The 19,064-nt window shown below is 67.8% G+C and carries 13 protein-coding genes; 8 read left to right on the top strand and 5 right to left on the bottom strand.

Going from position 1 to position 19,064, the window contains the following annotated elements; translation table 11 throughout:
• Positions 1 to 27: 27 nt before the first annotated feature.
• Positions 28 to 2,115 (bottom strand): ATP-dependent DNA helicase RecG, encoded by a 2,088-nt coding sequence (gene recG, locus AC07NC_RS10855; RefSeq protein ID WP_494569573.1) that lies wholly within the window; start codon positions 2,113 to 2,115, stop codon positions 28 to 30.
• A 145-nt stretch (positions 2,116 to 2,260) separates the two neighbouring features.
• Between recG and AC07NC_RS10850 the strand changes: the two genes are divergently transcribed.
• Both AC07NC_RS10850 and mfd read left to right on the top strand, forming a co-directional pair.
• Entirely contained in the window at positions 2,261 to 2,590 is a 330-nt protein-coding gene (locus AC07NC_RS10850) for an FAD assembly factor SdhE (protein ID WP_482849620.1), read from the top strand.
• Positions 2,590 to 6,045, top strand: a complete 3,456-nt coding sequence (mfd, locus tag AC07NC_RS10845) for a transcription-repair coupling factor (protein WP_494569546.1) — start codon at positions 2,590 to 2,592, stop codon at positions 6,043 to 6,045. The genes AC07NC_RS10850 and mfd overlap by 1 nt, the downstream gene beginning before the upstream one ends.
• A gap of 578 nt (positions 6,046 to 6,623) precedes the next feature.
• On the opposite strand, the gene AC07NC_RS10840 is transcribed toward mfd, so the two are convergent.
• Positions 6,624 to 7,931, bottom strand: a complete 1,308-nt coding sequence (locus AC07NC_RS10840) for a diguanylate cyclase domain-containing protein (protein ID WP_494569545.1) — start codon at positions 7,929 to 7,931, stop codon at positions 6,624 to 6,626.
• 193 nt (positions 7,932 to 8,124) lie between these two features.
• On the opposite strand from AC07NC_RS10840, the gene AC07NC_RS10835 reads away from it, so the two are divergent.
• Positions 8,125 to 9,075, top strand: a complete 951-nt coding sequence (locus AC07NC_RS10835; RefSeq protein WP_494569544.1) for a YihY/virulence factor BrkB family protein — start codon at positions 8,125 to 8,127, stop codon at positions 9,073 to 9,075.
• Here AC07NC_RS10835 and AC07NC_RS10830 read toward each other — a convergent pair.
• Positions 9,072 to 9,314, bottom strand: coding sequence for a sulfurtransferase TusA family protein (locus AC07NC_RS10830; RefSeq protein WP_494569543.1), 243 nt, complete (start codon positions 9,312 to 9,314; stop codon positions 9,072 to 9,074). The two genes, AC07NC_RS10835 and AC07NC_RS10830, sit on opposite strands and share 4 nt — an antisense overlap.
• Positions 9,311 to 9,802 (bottom strand): CinA family protein, encoded by a 492-nt coding sequence (locus AC07NC_RS10825; RefSeq protein ID WP_494569542.1) that lies wholly within the window; start codon positions 9,800 to 9,802, stop codon positions 9,311 to 9,313. The genes AC07NC_RS10830 and AC07NC_RS10825 overlap by 4 nt, the downstream gene beginning before the upstream one ends.
• Before the next feature lie 40 nt (positions 9,803 to 9,842).
• Between AC07NC_RS10825 and AC07NC_RS10820 the strand changes: the two genes are divergently transcribed.
• Positions 9,843 to 12,131, top strand: a complete 2,289-nt coding sequence (locus AC07NC_RS10820) for a spermidine synthase (protein WP_494569541.1) — start codon at positions 9,843 to 9,845, stop codon at positions 12,129 to 12,131.
• A gap of 1 nt (position 12,132) precedes the next feature.
• Here the strand turns inward: AC07NC_RS10820 and AC07NC_RS10815 are convergent, their stop codons facing one another.
• Entirely contained in the window at positions 12,133 to 13,287 is a 1,155-nt protein-coding gene (locus AC07NC_RS10815; RefSeq protein WP_494569540.1) for a bifunctional 2-C-methyl-D-erythritol 4-phosphate cytidylyltransferase/2-C-methyl-D-erythritol 2,4-cyclodiphosphate synthase, read from the bottom strand.
• A gap of 93 nt (positions 13,288 to 13,380) precedes the next feature.
• On the opposite strand from AC07NC_RS10815, the gene dusB reads away from it, so the two are divergent.
• From dusB to AC07NC_RS10795, 4 genes are read left to right on the top strand one after another with little or no spacing between them, the layout of a single operon-like run.
• Positions 13,381 to 14,436: a tRNA dihydrouridine synthase DusB gene (gene dusB / locus AC07NC_RS10810; protein WP_494569539.1), complete on the top strand. Its 1,056-nt coding sequence runs from the start codon at positions 13,381 to 13,383 to the stop codon at positions 14,434 to 14,436.
• Positions 14,433 to 16,700, top strand: coding sequence for a sensor histidine kinase NtrY-like (locus AC07NC_RS10805; RefSeq protein WP_494569538.1), 2,268 nt, complete (start codon positions 14,433 to 14,435; stop codon positions 16,698 to 16,700). Before dusB ends, AC07NC_RS10805 begins: the two co-directional genes overlap by 4 nt.
• A 10-nt stretch (positions 16,701 to 16,710) precedes the next feature.
• A complete protein-coding gene (gene ntrX, locus AC07NC_RS10800; RefSeq protein ID WP_008261747.1) occupies positions 16,711 to 18,117 on the top strand; it encodes a nitrogen assimilation response regulator NtrX in 1,407 nt (468 codons plus the stop codon).
• Positions 18,117 to 18,980 carry a D-amino-acid transaminase gene (locus AC07NC_RS10795; RefSeq protein ID WP_008261518.1) on the top strand — a complete coding sequence of 288 codons (864 nt, stop codon included), beginning with the start codon at positions 18,117 to 18,119 and terminating at the stop codon, positions 18,978 to 18,980. The genes ntrX and AC07NC_RS10795 overlap by 1 nt, the downstream gene beginning before the upstream one ends.
• Positions 18,981 to 19,064 lie beyond the last annotated feature (84 nt).

Raw genomic sequence — 19,064 nt, 5'->3', positions numbered from 1 at the left:
GATGACGGACTTGGGCGCGGCGCCCCTTCAATCCGCTCCCGACTTGTGGCCCTTCCAGTCGAACAACTCCTCCAGCACCTGAACCGCCTGGCCGCGCTCGGACGCCAGGTCGGGGTCGCGGTTGAGGATCAGGCGGGCGTCGTCGGCGGCGGCCAGCATCAGGGACCGGTGGCGGATCGGGTCGGCGAAACGGTAGGCGGGGAAGCCGCTCTGTTTCAGGCCCAGGGGGTCGCCGCCGCCGCGCAGGCGGAAGTCTTCCTCGGCGATGACGAAGCCGTCCTCGGTGCGGCGCAGGGTTTCGAGCCGTTCCTTGGCCGTTTCTCCGAGGGCGCCGTCCTGGCCGCCGTACAGCAGGATGCAGGAACTGGCCTTCGAGCCGCGACCGACGCGGCCGCGCAGCTGGTGCAGTTGGGCTAGGCCGAAGCGGTCCGCGTGTTCGATGACCATGATGGAGGCGTTGGGCACATCGACCCCGACCTCGACCACGGTGGTGGCGACCAGCAGGGGGAGGCGGCCGTCGGCGAAGTCGGCCATGACCGCTTCGCGCTCGGCGCCCGGCATCTGGCCATGGGCGAGGCCGACCTCGACGCCCAGCAGGCGGCGCAGGTCGTCGGCGCGGTCGACGGCGGCGGCTAAGTCGATGGCCTCGGATTCGGCGACCAGGGGGCAGATCCAATAGGCCTGGGCGCCGGCGTCGAGCGCCGTCTTCAACCGGGCGGCGACCTCGCCGATGCGGGCTAGGGGGACGACGGCGGTGGTGACGGGGGTGCGGCCCGGCGGCTTCTCCATCAGGCGGCTGACCTCCAGCTCGCCGTACTGGGTCAGTTCCAGGGTGCGGGGGATGGGGGTGGCCGACATGGTCAGCAGGTGGACGGCGCCGATGCGCGGATCGCCCTTGGCCTGGAGCCGCTGGCGCTCGCTGACGCCGAACCGGTGCTGTTCGTCGATGACGGCCAGGGCCAGGCGGTCGAAGCGGACGGCGTCCTGGAACAGGGCGTGGGTGCCGATGGCGACCTGGGCGTGACCGGATGCAAGAGCCGCCAGTTTCTCGCGTCTCTGGCCGTTGGTGTCGCGGCCGGTGAGCAGGACGGAGGCGACGCCGGCCAACTCCAGCAGGGGGCCTAGTTTCTCGTAATGCTGGCGGGCCAGGATTTCGGTCGGGGCCATCAGGGCGGACTGGAAGCCGCTGGAGGCCGCGTCGGCGAGGGCCAGGGCGGCGACGGCGGTCTTGCCCGAGCCGACGTCGCCCTGAAGCAGGCGGCCCATCTGTTTGCCGGAGGCCAGGTCGCGGCGGATTTCGGCGACGGCCTGGGCCTGGGCGTTGGTCAGGGTGAAGGGCAGGGCCTGGAGCAGGCAGTCGGAGGCGGCGCCGGGGGCGATGACGGGCGAGGGCTTGATCTCGCGAGCGCGGCGGCGGCGGGCCAGGGCCAGCTGGTGGGCCAGGAATTCGTCATAGGCCAGGCGCTGGCGGGCGGGGGCGTCGGGCGTCAGGTCCAGCTCGCCCGCCGGGGCGTGCAGGGCGTCCAGGGCGGCGCGCCAGCCTAGCCAGTTCTGCTTCTTCAGCCAGGCGGGGTCCTGCCATTCCGGCAGGTCTGGGGCGGCGGGCAGGGCGGCCTGGACCAGTTTGCGCAGCTGGCGTGAGGTCAGGCCTTGCGTCGCCGGATAGACGGGTTCGGAGGCCGGGATGTCGGCGGCCTTGTCCAGGGTGACGATGTCCGGATGGACGATCTGGACCTCGCCGTTGAAGCGTTCGACCTTGCCCGAGACCAGCCGGGTCTCGCCGCGCGGCAGCAGCCGGTCGATATGCTGGGGCGAGCCGCCGAACCAGACCAGGTGAACGAAGCCGGTCGGGTCGCTGGCGCGGACCTTCAGCGGGGCGCCGGGGCGGCTGGGGACGAACAGGCGGTCGATGACGATCTCGAAGATCCCGACCTCGCCGTCCACGGCGGTCGCCGCCTCCATCGGCCGGCGGACGATGACGCCGGAGGGGCTGAGGAAGGCCAGGTCGCGCACCAGCGGCCCCGCCACCTTCTGCACCAGGGGCAGGACGCGGGGGCCCACGCCCTTCAGGCTGGAGACCTCGGCGAACAGGGGAAAGAGAATCTGCGGACGCATCGCCGGGAACATAGCGTGACCATGACGGGTGGCGAAGTGGGCGAAGGAGCGCTATCTGCGCTTCTTCCATTTTAGGACGCTGAGGTTCGCCACGCGGTGGATCGCGGCTTGAACGTCCTTCAACCTTGCCGGGCCAGGATTGCTTGTGACCGAAATCCCTCAAGACGACAGTGGCGACCAAGCGGCCCTGGAGCGCAAACAGCGGCTGGGCCGAATCCAGTTCCGGTCCTGGCGGCGCGGTTTCCGCGAGGCCGACATGGTGCTGGGTCCGTTCTCGGACCAGGTGGCGCCGACCCTGACCGACGCCGAACTCGACCAGCTCGAACTGCTGATCGACGAGGAGGATCAGTGGCTCTACGGCTGGATCATCGAACGTGACCCGACGCCGCCGGAGTTCGAGACGCCGGTGATGGCCAAGGTGCGGGCCTTCATGCGCGAGCATGTGGCGGCTGAGGTCGGCAAGGGCATCGGCTGATGGATCAACAGGTCACTGTGCAGCACCGCACCGACGCCGATCTGGGCGGGGCGCCCGAGGGGCTGGACGCCCTGGTCGTCGCAGAGCGGATCAAGGCGAGCGGCGGGGTCGGCGTCTTCGTGGCGCGCGACTATCAGCGGTCGGGCGGGTTTGTTCAGGCGTTCCGATTCTTCTCGCAAGATATCGAAATTCTTAAATATCCGGCCTGGGACTGCCTGCCCTATGACCGGCTGAGCCCGACGGCGGGCATCGCCGCCCAGCGGATGGCGACCCTGACGCGGCTGGCCCAGCGCAAGCCGGGGGACGCGCCGGTTCTGGTGGTCACGACCGTCGGCGCGGCCATGCAGAGGACGCCGCCCAAGTCGGTGACGACCCAGGCCGGGTTCGAGACCAAGGTGGGCCGCGATCTGGATATCCAGGCGCTGGAGCGATATTTCGCCGCCAACGGCTATGTCCGGGCCTCGACTGTATCTGAGCGGGGCGAGTTCGCCGTGCGGGGCGGGGTCGTCGATGTGTACCCGCCGGGCTTCGAGGAGCCGGTGCGGCTGGACATGTTCGGGTCCGAGCTGGAATCGATCCGCACCTTCGATCCCGAGACCCAGAGATCGACCGGCCAGCTGACGGCGGTGTCGCTGGCGCCAGTGTCGGAGGCTCTGCTGGATGCGGACGCGATTTCGCGCTTCCGTACCGGTTATCTGAACCTGTTCGGCGCGCCGGGCGACGACCCGCTGTATGCGACTATCAGCGAGGGCGCGCGGCGTCAGGGCATGGAGCAGTGGCTGCCGCTGTTCTACGAGACGCTGGATTCGCTGTTCGACTATCTGCCGGATCAGGCGCAGATCTTCCTCGACAATCAGGCCGAGAGCGCGCGGGCTGAACGGTGGGACCTGATCGCCGACGCCTATGAGGGGCGGACCGAAGCGGCCAAGACCAAGGGGCATGCGGCAGCCAATCGGGCGCTTCCGCCCCGGTCGCTGTATTTGGACGCCGGCGACTGGAACCAGGCGCTGGCGGGGCGCGCGGTGCGGCGGTTCACGCCCTTCTCGGGCGGCGGCGAGGATGCGGGCGGCAGGCTGGGCCGGACCTTTGCGGCCGAGCGGGCGCAGGACAGCGTCAACCTGTTCGAGGCGGTGGCGGCCCATGCGGCGGCGCTGAAGGCCGACGGCAAACGGGTGCTGTTCGCCTCGTGGACCGAGGGCTCGTCGGAACGTCTGGCGACCATGCTGGCCGATCACGGCCTGGATCATATCGTCGCCGTGCGCGACTGGGCCGATGTTCAGGCGGCGCCGAAGGACCTGTATCTGCGCGGCGTCCTGCCGGTCGAACATGGGTTTTCGACGGATGATGTCGCGGTCATTTCCGAGACCGACATCCTGGGCGACCGACTGGCGCGGCCGCGCAAGAAGCGGCGGGCGTCGAACTTCCTGGCCGAGGCCTCGGCCCTGACGACCGGGGATCTGGTGGTCCACCTGGATCACGGCATCGGGCGGTATGAGGGGCTGAAGACGCTGGAGATCCAGCAGGCGCCGCACGACTGCCTGGAGCTGTTGTACGCGGGTGAGAGCAAACTCTATCTGCCGGTTGAAAACATTGATCTTCTGACCCGGTACGGCACGGACGCCGACGGGGTTCAACTGGACAAGCTGGGCGGCGCCGGCTGGCAGGCGCGCAAGTCCAAGGCCAAGGAACGCCTGCGCGCCATGGCCGAGGGGCTTATTGCGCTCGCCGCCAAGCGGGCGCTGCGCGAGACCGACGCGGTGGTGCCGCCGCCGGGCCTGTTCGCCGAATTCTGCGCCCGTTTCCCCTATGAGGAGACGGACGACCAGCTGAACGCCATCGGCGACGTGCTGGAGGATCTGGGCAAGGGCACGCCGATGGATCGGCTGATCTGCGGCGACGTCGGCTTCGGCAAGACCGAGGTGGCGCTGCGGGCCGCCTTTGTGGTGGCCATGACGGGGCAGCAGGTGGCCATTGTGGCGCCGACCACCCTGCTGGCGCGCCAACACTACAAGACCTTCACCGAACGGTTCGCCGGCTGGCCTGTGAAGGTGCGGCAACTGTCGCGGATGGTGGGGGGCAAGGAGGCGTCAGAGACGCGGGCGGGGCTGAAGGACGGCTCGGTCGAGATCGTCGTCGGCACCCATGCGGTGCTGTCCGAACAGGTCGGTTTCCGTGACCTGGGCCTGGTCATCGTCGACGAGGAGCAGCATTTCGGCGTCAAGCACAAGGAGAAGCTGAAGTCGCTGCGCGCCGACGTGCACCTGCTGACGCTAACCGCCACGCCGATCCCGCGCACCCTGCAGATGGCGCTGTCGGGCATTCGCGAGATGTCGATCATCGCCACCCCGCCGGTCGACCGTCTGGCGGTGCGGACCTATGTGACGCCGTGGGATCCGGTGCTGGTGCGCGAGGCCCTGCTGCGGGAGAAGTATCGCGGCGGCCAGGCCTATTATGTCGCGCCGCGCCTGAAGGACCTGCCGGCCATCGAGAAATTCCTGCGCGAACAGGTGCCCGAGGTGAAGTTCGTGGTCGGCCACGGCCAGATGTCGGCGACCCAGCTGGAGGAGGTGATGAGCGCCTTCTACGAGGGGGAATACGACGTGCTGGTCTCGACCACCATCGTCGAGAGTGGGCTGGATATCCCGACGGCCAATACGCTGGTCGTGCACCGGGCCGACATGTTCGGCCTGGCGCAACTGTATCAGATCCGGGGCCGGGTCGGCCGCTCCAAGGCGCGGGCCTTCGCCTATCTGACCACGGACGCGGTGAAGCCGATGACCCTGTCGGCCGAGCGGCGGCTGCAGGTCTTGCAGTCGCTGGACAATCTGGGCGCCGGCTTCCAGCTGGCCAGCCACGACCTCGACCAGCGCGGCGGCGGCAATCTGCTGGGCGACGAACAGTCGGGCCATATCCGTGAGGTCGGGGTCGAACTGTATCAGCAGATGCTGGAGGACGCGGTCGCCGAGCTGCGCGAGAAGGGCGAGGGGGCCAATGTGGATCGTGGCTGGTCGCCGTCGATCAACGTCGGCGCTTCCGTTCTGATTCCAGAGGAATATGTGCCGGACCTGAACGTCCGTCTCAGCCTGTACCGCCGCCTGTCCGACGCCGAACAGGCCGAGGATCGCGAAGCCCTGGCCGCCGAACTGATCGACCGGTTCGGGCCCCTGCCGGACGAGGCGCAGCAGCTTCTGAAGATCGTCGGCATCAAGTCCAACTGCCGCCGGGCCTGTATCGAGAAGATCGATATCGGACCGCGCGGCGCGGTGCTGACCCTGCGCGACAACAGCTTCCCCAATCCCATTGGATTGGTTGGACTGATTCAGAAGAACCAGGCCTTCTGGAAGATCCGGCCAGATCAGAAGATCGTGGTGTCGGGCGACTGGCCGACGGCGGAAGAGCGGCTGAAGGTGGCGGAGCGGATCACGGCCGATCTGGCGCGGGTGGCGGGGGCGTAGGCCCCGCCGCAGTGCGTTCTATCAACCGGGCGTCGGCGTTCAGCGTTGTGGGATTTTGCTTTCAGCCGTTTGGACAAACTCGTTCCATTTGGCGTCAGTTTGTGGCGTCCGGGACAACACAGATGAGAAATTCTCTGCCGCACTATCGCACCCGCTGCGAATGCGGTCGGCCCATGCACGCAGTTCGGTTCTAGACTTTGCGCTAGCTCGGAATGAGCGGATGAGGTCCGCCTCGAACTGATCAGTGCTCGCTTCCATGACTGCTATAGGATCTTCACCTTGTGGGATTGCTATGGTGTCTTGCAGGATGAGAGCCGATTGCCAACGCTGCAACTGCTGCTCATTCAATCGCCATCCATAGGCCGTACAGGTACTAAACCAGCCTCGGAGATGTCCGAGTTCAGCAAACGAAGTAGGGGCTTCGCTCGCGGGATGTGCCTGAAGTAGGATTGCTAGTGCAGCTGCTGCTACCATGACTTCTCTCTTCTAGGCCGGTGCGGGGCGTTTATTCTATTTTGTCTGGAGGTAAACAGCTAGCATTCCGCACATCGTCGGAACATCAGGCATACAGTCGACTCCTACCGCGTCTTGTCGAACAGATCGGCGGAGGCGCGTTCCAGCAGGGTGGCGGCGCTCTCGTTCGGCTGCATCTCGGCGGCGCCCACGTCGAATTCGGCGACGAAGGGCGAGCGGTCAGGGCCTGCGTCGAAGGCGGTGCAGCCGATGACGGCGGCGATCCGTTCGGCGGCCAGGCGTGCGGCCTCGCCCCGGGTCGCTGGCAGGGCCAGGGCGAAGACTTCCTTGGCCAGGCGGGCGGGCGTGTCCTCGACCCGGACCAGCCGCGAGACCATGGCGCCGATCTGGGGCATGGCCCGATCCAGCCAGCCGCCCTGCCGCGCCCCGGCCACGGCCTCGTTCTCCTTTACGCGCAGCACGCAGACCGACAGGGGGCGGCGACGGGCGCGTGAGGCGTCGGCGACGCGCGCCAGATGGGCGGCGAACAATTCAGGCGTGAACAAGCCGGTCGAGGCGTCCATTTCCGCCAGCGCCCGGACCGAATCCAGAGCCTTGCGAATGGTCAGATGACGTCGGTGAGACCCCGCCAGGGCCAGAAGCCGCTCGGCCGTCTCATCCTCGGGCGTGTCGGCGGTGGCGACGTCGGCGAAGCCCCGATTGAACAGTTCGTCGAGACCGATCTCGCTGCCGTCTCGGAGATAGAGCATCAGGGGAATGTGGTAGAGGCGGGTGTTGCGCTTCATGCCCGAGGCGATCGACAGGGCGGGCGCATGGTCCTTGGCGCCCCACAGGACGGTGGCGTCGAACGGGCTTTCGTGCAGATAGTCGAAAGCGGTGTAGGGGGTGGGCGCAGCGACGACCTCGACGCCGGAGGCGGTGAGGGCGTTGGACAGGGCCAGAAACCGGCGCTCGGCCACGCCGGCGGCCAGGACGCGCAGCGGCGCCCGTTCGTCGCCGCCGGCCTCCAGATCAATGCCGCGAGCGGCGAAGGTGGCGCGGCGCAGATGGAATTCTTCTTCGGCTATCGCGGCGCGGGTCATCTGCTCCAGCCTCAGCGCCGCCTGGGCGGGATGGGGCGGCAGCGTCACGGCCAGGTCCGCGTCCATGACGGAACCGCGCGGCGCGCCGACAACCATGATCGGCAGACTGCGCGGCTCGGCCGCAGACCGCAGCCGCGCCACGACGTCGTCGGTGAGCGAATCGAAATCGACCACGGCGGCGTCCAGGGGGAAGTCCTGCAAGACAGCCTCGGCCGACGTCAGGTCGCGAGCGGTGACGGTGGTCCAGCCGAGGGCGTCCAGCCCAGCCACCAGCGGCCCGAGCCGACCGTCCTGGGCCGCCAGGATCAATACACGCGCATCGAAAGCCAAGTTGGTCGTCTCCCCCGGACGTCGCAGCGCCCATAGCCCCTTGAAGGCCGCGGGACCATAGCGATGCGTCCCTTAACGAAGCAATGTCTTGGCGTGGAGCGACGAGGAAAAGAGGGGCTCGCGCGGATGGTGTTTTCCTTGCCGATGGAATGGTCTAGGTTTCGCCGCCTGTTCAACGGTTGTGGGAACCGGCTTGAGTGATCACCTGACCCGATCGGTACTGAAGGCGCCCGGATTCTGGGGCGGTCTTTCGGTGCGCGCCTTCACCCGCAGCTGGGGGCGTGACGTCATGCTCTACACCGGCGGCGTGTCATTCTTCGCCCTTCTGGCCGTGTTTCCCGCCATCGCCATCCTGATCGGTTTCTACAAGCTGGGTCTGTCGATCAACGAGGTCAGCGCTCAGGCCGCCGCCCTTTCGGACCTGTTGCCTCGGGCGGCCCAGACGATATTCCGGGATGAGATCGCCCGGTTGAGCAATGCTTCTGCGCGGACGATCTCGACCCAGAGCGCCTTTGCATTGTTCGTCGGCGCCTATGCTGCCCATCGTGGATTCAAGGCCTTGCTGGCAGGCCTTAATCTCATTCATGATGAAACCGAGCCGCACGGCTTCTTCAAGTTCAACCTTCTGGCCTTCTTCGTCGCCGTCTTCGCCTTCGCGCTTTTCACGGTCGTGTCAGGCGCTGTGGTGACGGCCCGCATCCTGGCCCATACGGCGTCGCCGATGACGGACCAGTTCGATGGCGGTTTGCTGCCGCTGGACGCCTTCCTGCCGGCGCTTGGCCTCGCGGTCGGCCTGACCCTTTTGTACCGCTACGCCATGAGCCACAGGTCGCCCGTCGCCTGGCTGCCGGCGATCACCGGCGGGCTGGTGGCCACCCTGATGTCGGTGATCTCGTCCTGGCTTTGCGCCATCTATGTGGAGCAGATCGCGCCTCTGGGGGCGACCTACGGGTCTGTGGGCGCGGTGGTGGTGCTGCTGATCTGGCTGTCGTGGAACGTCAACGCCATCTTCTACGGCGGCGCCTTCGCCACCGAGATGGAGATTGCGGCCAAGGCCGATGAAGCCGCCAAGGCTCAAACCCCGGTTCCTGCCGATGTGGTCGATCTGTCGGAGCGGCGGGCCAGCCGCCGGTCGCGCTCCTAACCCGCCTCGACCGTAAGGCGAATCAAGCCGTCGGCCTCGTCCACAGCGATCATGCGGCCGTTCTTCTGGGCCATCAGAAAGGGCACGTCGATCCGCGCCATCGGGTCGGTGGCCAGCAGGATGAAGCGACGCCCCGGCGCAGCGCCCTCCATCGCCTTCATCAATCGAAGGCTGGGCGTCGGGCAGAGGTGGCCGCGCGCATCGACGACGGAGGCTTCAACCTCTTGGAGGTCGGTCACGACGCCAGGCGGTCGGCCAGCAGGGACAGGGCGATCCGGACGCTGGCCAGACGGATCGCGTCGCGGCCGATGTCGCCGAATCGTTCCTGGCGATGGATCAGGCCGCCCGGTCCCTGAGCGGCGAAATGGACCAGTCCGACCGGCTTGTCGTCCGAGCCGCCGCCGGGGCCGGCGATCCCGGTGACGGCGACGCTGACGGCGGCGCGCGAATGGGCGACGGCGCCCTGGGCCATGGCCCGCGCGGTCGGTTGGGACACGGCGCCGTGGGCGATCAGCATGGCCTCGGGCACGCCCAGCATCTGCTGTTTGGCGTCGTTGCTGTAGGTGACGAAGCCCCGGTCCAGGGCGGCGGACGAGCCGGGAACGGCGGTCAGGGCGGCGGCGACCAGGCCGCCGGTGCAGCTTTCGGCGGTGACCAGCATCAGCCCCCGCGTGGATGCGGTTGCGACGATCTGTTGCGCCAGGCGCTGAATGTCTTCGGGGAACATGATCTTTTCATAGGCCGCGAGTCCCGCTCTAACCAGAGCCATGACCAATGTCGCCGAGGCTCCTGTTCTCCCCCTCGACCGGCCCGCCCGCGCGACCGCGATCCTGTTCGCCGTCGCCGTCTTCACCTCGGCCTGTCTGGTCTTCGTGGTGCAGCCGATGGCGACCAAGCTGATTCTGCCGACCCTGGGAGGATCGCCGTCGGTGTGGAATGCGGCCATGGTCTTTTTTCAGACGGCGCTGCTGGCCGGCTATGGCTACGCCCATCTGCTGCAACGGATCGGATCGATGCGGCGACAGGTGGCGGTCCATCTGGGTCTGCTGCTGATCGCGGCCTTGTTCCTGCCGCTGCGGATCAGCGGCCTGCTGGGTGATCCTGATCCCTCGGCGCCGACCCTGTGGATGCTGGCGACCCTGACCCTGTCGCTCGGGGCGCCGTTCGCCGTGCTGTCGGCGACCGCCCCGCTGTTGCAGGCCTGGTATGCGCGGGCCAGCGCCGGGCGGGCGGGGCGCAGCGATCCCTATGTGCTCTACGCCGCCTCGAACCTGGGCAGTTTTCTGGCCCTGCTGGCCTATCCGGTCCTGATCGAGCCCCTGGTCAGTCTGTCGTCGCAGCGGTGGGGATGGACCCTCGGCTACGGTCTGTTCGTACTGATGGTCGTGGGGCTGGGCCTTGTCGTCTGGCGTCGGCGGGAGACTGTTGCGGCCGAGCCCGCCCCGCTGGCGGCAGGACCGCGCATCGTCTGGCGCGAGAAGGGCCTGCTGATTCTGCTGGCGGCGGCGCCCTCCAGTCTGATGCTGGGAGTGACGGCGCACCTGTCGACCGACGTGGCCTCTGCGCCCTTCCTGTGGGTCATTCCGCTGGCGCTCTATCTGCTGACCTTCGTCATCGCCTTCCAGGCGCGGCCGATCATCCCCTTGCATCTGACCCAGGCGATCCAGGCGGGGACCCTGGCGGCCTGCGCCGCCCTGGCGGCGTTCCGGACGACGGAGTGGCTGTTCGTCTTCGGGGTCAATCTCACGGCCTTCTTCTTCACGGCCCTGATGTGCCACCAGCGTATGGCCGAGCGTCGTCCCGCGCCGGGCCGGCTGACGGAATTCTATCTGCTGCTGTCGCTGGGGGGCGTGCTGGGCGGGGTGTTCAACGCCCTGATCGCGCCCGTCGTGTTCGACATGGTGTGGGAATATCCACTGGTCCTGGTGGCCGTGGGCCTGTTGCGGCCCTGGGGGCGTCGCGAGATGCGATCGTGGGAGATCATCTGTTGCGTCGTCGGCGTGCTGATCGCCGTGGCGGGGCCGCTGGGCCTGGCCCTGGTCCGCTATGCGCCTGACATCCGCGCTGTCGTGCCGGACCATGAGCTGGTGCGGATCGCCCAGGCGGTGCTGGGCGTGGCGGCCCTGTTTGCCTTCCTTTTGAGGGATCGGGCGGTGATGTTCACCGTGGTCATCGGGGCCATGGTCTGGTCCGGCTATCATGTGGCGCGCGGTTATGACTGGGTGCTGACCGAGCGGAGCTTCTTCGGGGTGATGCGGGTGGCCAGCACGCCGATCAAAGGCCTCGATGGACCGGTCCATGTGCTGATGCACGGCACGACCCTGCACGGCGCCCAGGCGCAGGCGGCGCGGTATCGCTGCATGCCGACCCTCTATTACGCCACCTCCACCCCCCTCGGTCAGGCGGCTCTGATGACCCAAGCCGGACGGCCGGATGGGGCCGTCATCGGCGTGGTGGGGCAGGGATCCGGGGCCATGGCCGCCTACAAGCGGGCCCAGGACCGAATGAGCTTCTTCGAGATCGATCCGATGGTGGACCGCCTGTCGCGCGACCCCCGCTGGTTCAGTTTCATCAACGGCTGCGCCGAGGGACCGGTCCGGACGGTTCTCGGGGATGCGCGGCTGACGATGGGACGGGAAGCGCCGGGCAGTTATGACCTGTTGATCATCGACGCCTTTTCGTCCGATGCGGTGCCGACCCATCTGCTGACGGTCGAGGCCATCGCCGGCTATCTGCGACTGCTGAAGCCCGAGGGGGTGGTGGTGTTGCACCTGTCGAACCGGAACCTGGAGATCACTCTGCCGGCCGAGGCGGCGGCGGCGGCCCTGAAGGCGCCGGCCCTGCATCAGATCTATATCGAACGGCGCGACGCCGCCTCCATGTCTGAATCCTCGACCGAGGCGCTGATCGTCGGCAAGAGCGAGGCGGCCCTGGCGCCCTATCGCCAGGATCCGCGCTGGCGCACTCTGGAGGCGACCGGGGTGCGGCCGTGGACCGATGATTATGTCAATCTGTTCGGAGCCCTGGTCCGCCAGATGCAGTACGCGGTCCGGTAGGTCAGGCGGAAACGGGCGTCTCGACCGTCGCAACCGCCTGGGCGGCCAGGCCCTCGCCTCGGCCGGTGAAGCCCAGACCCTCGGTCGTGGTGGCCTTGACGCTGACGGCGTCCAGCGGGAGCGCCAGAAGGCCGGCGATCCGTTCGCGCATGGCCTGGCGGTGCGGCTTCACCTTGGGGCGTTCGCAGATCAGGGTCACGTCAACATTGACGATCCGACCGCCGCGCGCGGCGACAAGCTGGGCGGCGTGCAGCAGGAAGAGGTCGGAAGACGCGCCCTTCCACTTCGGATCGGTCGGCGGGAAGTGATCGCCGATGTCGCCCTCGGCGATGGCGCCGAGAAGCGCGTCGGTCAGGGCGTGCAGACCGGCGTCGGCGTCGGAATGGCCGATCAAGGTCTGGTCATGCGGCACCTCGATCCCGCAGAGCCAGACCGAACCGCCCGGACCCCAGCGGTGGACGTCATAGCCGGAGCCGATCCGGGTCTGGTAGCGGGTCTGTTGCGACAACAGGGCCTCGGCCATGGCGAAATCCTCGGGATAGGTCAGTTTCATCAGGCGGGGATCGCCCTCGACCAGGGCGACGCGGCCGCCGTGGCGTTGGACGACCGCGGCTTCGTCGGTCGGGGCCTCGGTTCCGGTCCAGGCGGCGTAGGCGGCTTCTATCGTATCGCGCCGGAAGGCCTGAGGCGTCTGGGCCCGCCACAGGCCGTCGCGTTCGACCACGCCCGCCATCAGGCCGTCTGCGCCGCGCCGCAGGCTGTCGGCCACGGGCAGGGCGGGCAGGGCGCCGTCGGCATGGTCCAGGGCCGCGATCAGCCGGTCGATGACGGCGCGATCCAGCAGAGGGCGGGCGGCGTCATGGATCAACACCGGTCGGTCGGGGCCGCAGGTGAGGGCCGCAAGACCCGCGCTGACCGACGCGGCCCGGACGCCGCCGCCCGTCACGGTCCGCCAGTTTGACAGGCCGGCAAGGGTTTCGGCCGCGCGGTCTTCGGCGCCGGCAGCCACCACGACCACCAGCTCGTCGGCGCCGGCGTTTAGCAGCGCCTCAGCCGACCAGCGCAGCACGGGCCTGCCGCCCAGGGCGCGCCACTGTTTGTCGCCGCCGGCGCGCGAACCGGATCCGGCCGCGACGATGATGCCCGAGAAACTCATGCCGGCCTTCTAGAGCGCGCCGTCGCGGGACGAAACATCAATCCGCCGCCGTCAGGCTTGACGAGGGGGTGTTGGATGCTGCGAAAGGCGCGAATGGCCAAGACTTTACAGATCGGCGACGTGACCGTGCCCGGCCAGGTGCTGATGGCGCCCATGACGGGCGTGACCGACCTGCCGTTCCGTGTGCTCGCCTCGCGGCTGGGCGCGGCCTATGTGGCCACCGAGATGGTGGCGGCCAAGGAGCTGGCGCGCGAACGGCCCGACGTGGTGCGACGCGCGGCGGTGGGCGCCGGCCTGCCGCTGACGGTGATCCAGCTGGTCGGGCGCGATCCGGGCCAGATGGCCGAGGGCGCGCGGATGGCGGAAAAGGCGGGCGCGGACATCATCGACCTGAACTTCGGCTGTCCGGCCAAGGAGGTCACGGGGTCGGCCGCCGGCTCGGCCCTGATGCGGACCCCCGATCTGGCCTGTCGCATCATGGAGGCCGCGGTCCAGGCGACCAGCCGGCCGGTGACGGTGAAGATGCGGCTGGGCTGGGACGACGACACCCGCAACGCGGCCGAACTGGCGAAGCGGGCTGAAGAGATCGGGGTCAGGGCGGTGACGGTCCACGGCCGCACGCGCAAGCAGTTCTATACCGGCGTGGCCGACTGGGCGGCGGTGGGCGAGGTCAAGGCGGCGGTCGGCATACCGGTCATCGTCAACGGCGACATCACCACGGCGGAAGCGGCCCGCCAGGCCCTGGCCCAATCGGGCGCCGACGGCCTGATGCTGGGGCGGGGCGTCTATGGACGGCCATGGCTGGCGGCCCACCTGGAGCGGGCGCTGATCGACGGGGTTTCGCTGGATGAGCCGGGGCCAGAGGCGCGACTTGGGATTGTCGTCGAGCATTTGCGGGCGTCGGTGGAATTCTACGGCCTCCCGCTGGGACTGCGTATGTTCCGCAAACACCTGGGCTGGTACATTGAGCAGGCGCCCTGGCCGGCTGATCCGCAACACCGCCGCGAGGCAAAGGCAATAATTTGCCGTCTGGATGAGCCTCTGGCCGTCGAGGCGGCGATGGCGGATCTTTGGCGCGAAATTTTGCCGAAGATGAACAAGTCGGATGTTGAAGATGAGCCACAGTTAGTGGACACTGCTGTGGCATGACGGATACGCCTTCACCTGCGGCCTCTTCAACCGACACCGTGTCGGTGGATGAGTCGTTCTGGGGGCGTTTCGACGCGGAGCGGGCCCGGGCGGGGTTCGGGTTCGCCTATTTCATCGCGGTCGTCATAACCGCCGCGGCGGTTTGGCTGGTGGCGGCGGCGCCCGGTGCGACGTCCGGCACGGCGCGGGGATCGACCAGCCAGGCGGTGCTGTTCGTCCTGCTGGCCAATCTTGCGCTGATATCGGGTCTGGCCTTTATCGTCGGGCGACGGGTCTTGGCCCTGGCGCGCAGCACGGGCGACGCGGGGTCGCGGCTGCACCTACGGTTCGTCGCCCTGTTCTCCATGGTGGCCGTCGTTCCGGCGGTGTTGATCGCCCTGGTGTTCGGCCTGCTGGTGACGCGGGGCGTCGACCAGTGGTTCAGCCAGAATGTCCAGGCTTCGGTCGAGAACGGCGCCGTGGTCGGGCGCGCCTATATCCGGGATGTCGCCACGACGGTGGACGCGGATCTGGTGACGATCTCCGATCAGCTGGATAGCGCACGCGGCCTGTTCGACGACCGGATCCAGTTCAATGACGCCCTCGCCCAGGTCGGGGAGATTTTCGGCTATCCCGCCATCTACATCCTGAATGGCGACGGCCAGGTTCTGGCGCGCGCGGAGCGGCCCGACGCGCCGCCTTATCTGGCGCCCCCCCGGACCTATCTGGAGGACGCGGCCCAGGGCGGAAAGCCGCCGACCGACGTGACGCAGAACCCCGACACGGTTCGATCCATCATCGCCCTGCCGGCCTATGGCGACGCCTATCTCTATCTGGTGCGGCCCCTGCAAGATGGGCTGGTCGCGCGGATGAACGCTTCCATTCAGTCGATCGAAGCCTATCGCGAGGCCCAGGAAAGCCGGTCGCGGATCCAGTCGGCCTTCATCCTCAGCTATCTGGAGACCGCGCTGCTGGTTCTGGTCGGCGCCGTCTGGCTGGGCATGTCGGCCGCCAGCAGCATCTCCGCCCCGATCGGGCGTCTGGTGCAGGCGGCGGACCAGGTGGCGGGCGGCGATTTCAGCGCCCGGGTGGACAGCCAGGGCGCCCCGGCCGAAATCGCCCTGCTGTCCGACGCCTTCAATCGCATGACCGGCGACCTTCAGGCGCAACAGACCGCGTTGAAAGCGGCCAGCGACGAGGCCCAGAACCGCAGCCGCTTCATCGAAACCGTGCTGTCAGGTGTCAGCGCCGGGGTCATCGGTCTGGACCGGCGTGGGCGGGTGTCGGCGATCAACGACAGCGCCCTGCAACTGCTGCATATCGAAGAAGACGAGGTTCTGGGCCACGAACTGGCGGCGCTTTCGCCCGAGTTGAGCGACCTGGTCGGTCGGGTCGAGGCCCATATCGAAGAAGACATCGACGTCAGTCGAGGCGGCGAGACGCAGAGACTGCGGGTCCGGATCGAGGGCGGGCAGGGCGGCGAGATGGTCCTGACCTTTGATGACATCACCCGGCTGGTCACTGCTCAACGCAACGCCGCCTGGCGCGACGTGGCCCGTCGTATCGCCCACGAGATCAAGAACCCGCTGACGCCGATCCAGCTGTCGGCCGAACGGCTGAAACGGAAGTATCGCGACAAGGTGGACGAGGTCGAGATCTTCGACCGCTGCACCGACACCATCATTCGCCAGGTCGGCGATATCGGCCGGATGGTGGACGAGTTCTCGTCTTTCGCCCGTATGCCGGCGCCGCGCTTCGGCTCGGCCAATCCGGCGGAGATGCTGCGCGAGGCCGTGTTCGCCCAGCGGGTCGCCGCCGCTGACATCGTCGTGGATATGGAAGAGCCCCTGCCCAAGGCCACGCTGCGTTGCGACGCCCGCATGGTGGGCCAGGCCCTGATCAATATTCTGAAGAACGCCGGCGAGTCCGTCGCCGCTCGCCGTCTGGCGGCCGGGGAAGACGCGGCGTCAGAGGCCGAGGGCATCATCGCCTCCCTGGTCGTTGAAAACGGCACGGCGACCTTCGTGGTCGAGGACGACGGGGTCGGCCTGCCGGCTAAGGACCGCGACCGTCTGACCGAACCCTATGTCACCACGCGCGAGAAGGGCACGGGCCTGGGCCTGGCCATCGTCAAACGCATCTGCGAGGACCACGGCGGCGAGCTGAAGCTGGCCGACGCCGAGACCCTGCGCGGCGCGCGGGTTTGCCTGATTTTTCCCTTGAAACCCCACGGCAAGACCGGCGACGTGACGGAGCGCAAGCTCCAGACCGTCGTCGCCGAATAAGCGAGGCAAGATGCGACCTACCGGTTCCGACATTCTGGTCGTCGATGACGAGGCGGACATCCGCGATCTGGTTTCGGGCCTGCTCGAGGACGAGGGGCACGCCGTGCGCGTGGCCGCCAACTCCGACGAGGCCCTGGCCGCAATCCGCGCGCGCAAGCCGTCGCTGGCGATCCTCGACATCTGGATGCAGGGCGGCGGTCTGGACGGGCTGGAGCTGCTGGAGGTGGTCAAGGAGATCGACCCCGACCTGCCTGTGGTGATGATCTCGGGGCACGGCAATATCGAGACGGCGGTGACGGCCCTGAAGCGCGGCGCCTATGACTTCATCGAAAAGCCGTTCAAGTCTGACCGACTGGTGGTCGTGGTCGAAAGGGCCATCGAGGCGGCGACGCTGAAGCGCGAGAACCGCCGTCTGCGGGCCCAGACGATGACCCCGTCAGGTCTGATCGGCCGGTCCCAGGCGGCCCAGGCGCTGCGCGGCACCATCGCCAAGGTGGCCCAGGCCAACAGCCGCGTCCTGATCGCCGGGCCGGCGGGGTCTGGCAAGGAGCTGGTCGCCCGTCAGATCCACGAGGCCAGTCCGCGCGCCCGGGCCGAGTTCGTCGCCATTTCGGCCGCCGGGATGACGCCGGAGCGGCTGGACGTCGAACTGTTTGGGGAAGAGGGGCAGGACGGTCGCCCGCGCAAGATCGGCGTGTTCGAACGGGCCCATAACGGCACGCTTTATCTGGACGAGATCAGCGACATGCCGCGTGAGAGCCAGAGCCGCATCCTGCGCGTCCTGGTCGATCAGCGGTTCCGTCGCGTCGGCGGCGAACAGGATGTGCAGGTCGATGTGCGGGTCGTGACCTCGACCTCACGCGACCTGAAGATCGAGATCGCCGAGGGTCGGTTCCGCGAGGATCTGTTCCACCGTCTGAACGTGGTGCCGATCCGGGTGCCGGCCTTGTCGGAACGGCGCGAGGACATCACCGAACTGGTGGAATATTTCGTCGACACGATCAGCGCCTCGCAAGGCCTGCCGCGCCGCATCATCGGCGATGACGCCGTGGCGGTTCTGCAAGTCCATCCGTGGCCGGGCAATATTCGCCAGTTGCGCAACAATATCGAACGGCTGCTGATCCTGGCGACCGGCGATCCCAACGAGCCGATCACCGCCGACATGCTGCCGCAGGAGGTGGCGACGTCGAACGGAGGCTCCTCGAACCTGGGGGCCGAACGCACCATCGCCCTGCCGCTGCGCGAGGCGCGGGAAGTGTTCGAGCGGGAGTATCTGGCGGCCCAGATCATGCGGTTCGGCGGCAATATCTCGCGCACCGCCGCCTTCATCGGCATGGAACGCTCGGCCCTGCACCGTAAGTTGAAGTCGCTGGGGGTCTCGCCGGCCCGCGGTGGAGAAGAGGAAGATCCGGCCTGATGTCCCGCGTCGCCTATGTCAACGGAACCTACAGCCCGCATGGCCAGGCCGTGGTCCATATCGAGGATCGCGGCTTCCAGTTCGCGGACGGGGTCTATGAGGTCTGGTCGGTGTTCGACGGACGGCTGGCGGACTTCGACGGCCATATGACGCGCCTGCACCGCAGCCTGAACGAACTGCGCATCGACATTCCGATGTCGGTGGCGTCCCTGACGCGGGTGCTGCGCGAAACCGTCCGTCGCAATCGGGTGAGGAACGGCATCGTCTATCTACAGGTCACGCGCGGCACGGCGCGCCGCGATCACCCATTCCCCACGCCGGGCACGCCGCCGAGCGTCATCGTCACCGCCAAGTCGATCTCGCCGGCGCGCGGAGAGGCGCAGGCGCAGAAAGGGGTCGCCGTCCTGACCCAGCCTGACATCCGTTGGGGGCGGTGCGACATCAAGACGGTCGGGCTTTTGCCCAACATCCTGGCCAAACAGGCCGCGCGCGAGGCCGGCGCCTATGAGGCCTGGCTGGTGGACGATATGGGGCTGGTGACCGAGGGCTCCTCGACCAACGCCTGGATCGTGGATGAGCACGGCAAGCTGCGGACCCGCGACACCCAGGCCAACATCCTCAAAGGCTGCACCCGCACCAGCCTGATGGCGCTGATCAAGGAACATGGGGTCGAACTGGACGAGCGTCCGTTCAGCGTCGAGGAGGCCAAGCGGGCGCGGGAAGCCTTCTTTACCGCCGCCGGCGCCTTCGTCACTCCGGCGATCTCGATTGACGGAACGAAGATTGGCGACGGCAGGCCGGGACCGATTACGCTGAAGCTGCGTCAGCTCTATCTTGATCAGGCGCGCCGAGACGCCATTTAGGGCGTTGCCGGAGCACGGAGGCGGCGTTTAAGGTCGCTTCCGGCCGCCATCCGGCCCCGACGCCGCTCCCTCGGCGACGAACAA

The organism is Brevundimonas sp. GW821-FHT10A07 (assembly GCF_059415785.1).
The sequence above is the reverse complement of the archived record's forward strand: the minus strand, read 5'-3'. Positions and strand labels throughout refer to the sequence as shown.

Bases quoted from the DNA above. Each gene is read 5' to 3' on its own strand.
- ntrX (WP_008261747.1), top strand. From the start codon at position 16,711: ATGCGACCTACCGGTTCCGACATTCTGGTCGTCGATGACGAGGCGGAC.
- AC07NC_RS10815 (WP_494569540.1), bottom strand. From the start codon at position 13,287: ATGAGTTTCTCGGGCATCATCGTCGCGGCCGGATCCGGTTCGCGCGCC.
- AC07NC_RS10825 (WP_494569542.1), bottom strand. From the start codon at position 9,802: ATGTTCCCCGAAGACATTCAGCGCCTGGCGCAACAGATCGTCGCAACC.
- AC07NC_RS10820 (WP_494569541.1), top strand. From the start codon at position 9,843: ATGACCAATGTCGCCGAGGCTCCTGTTCTCCCCCTCGACCGGCCCGCC.
- AC07NC_RS10805 (WP_494569538.1), top strand. From the start codon at position 14,433: ATGACGGATACGCCTTCACCTGCGGCCTCTTCAACCGACACCGTGTCG.
- mfd (WP_494569546.1), top strand. From the start codon at position 2,590: ATGGATCAACAGGTCACTGTGCAGCACCGCACCGACGCCGATCTGGGC.
- dusB (WP_494569539.1), top strand. From the start codon at position 13,381: ATGGCCAAGACTTTACAGATCGGCGACGTGACCGTGCCCGGCCAGGTG.
- AC07NC_RS10795 (WP_008261518.1), top strand. From the start codon at position 18,117: ATGTCCCGCGTCGCCTATGTCAACGGAACCTACAGCCCGCATGGCCAG.
- recG (WP_494569573.1), bottom strand. From the start codon at position 2,115: ATGCGTCCGCAGATTCTCTTTCCCCTGTTCGCCGAGGTCTCCAGCCTG.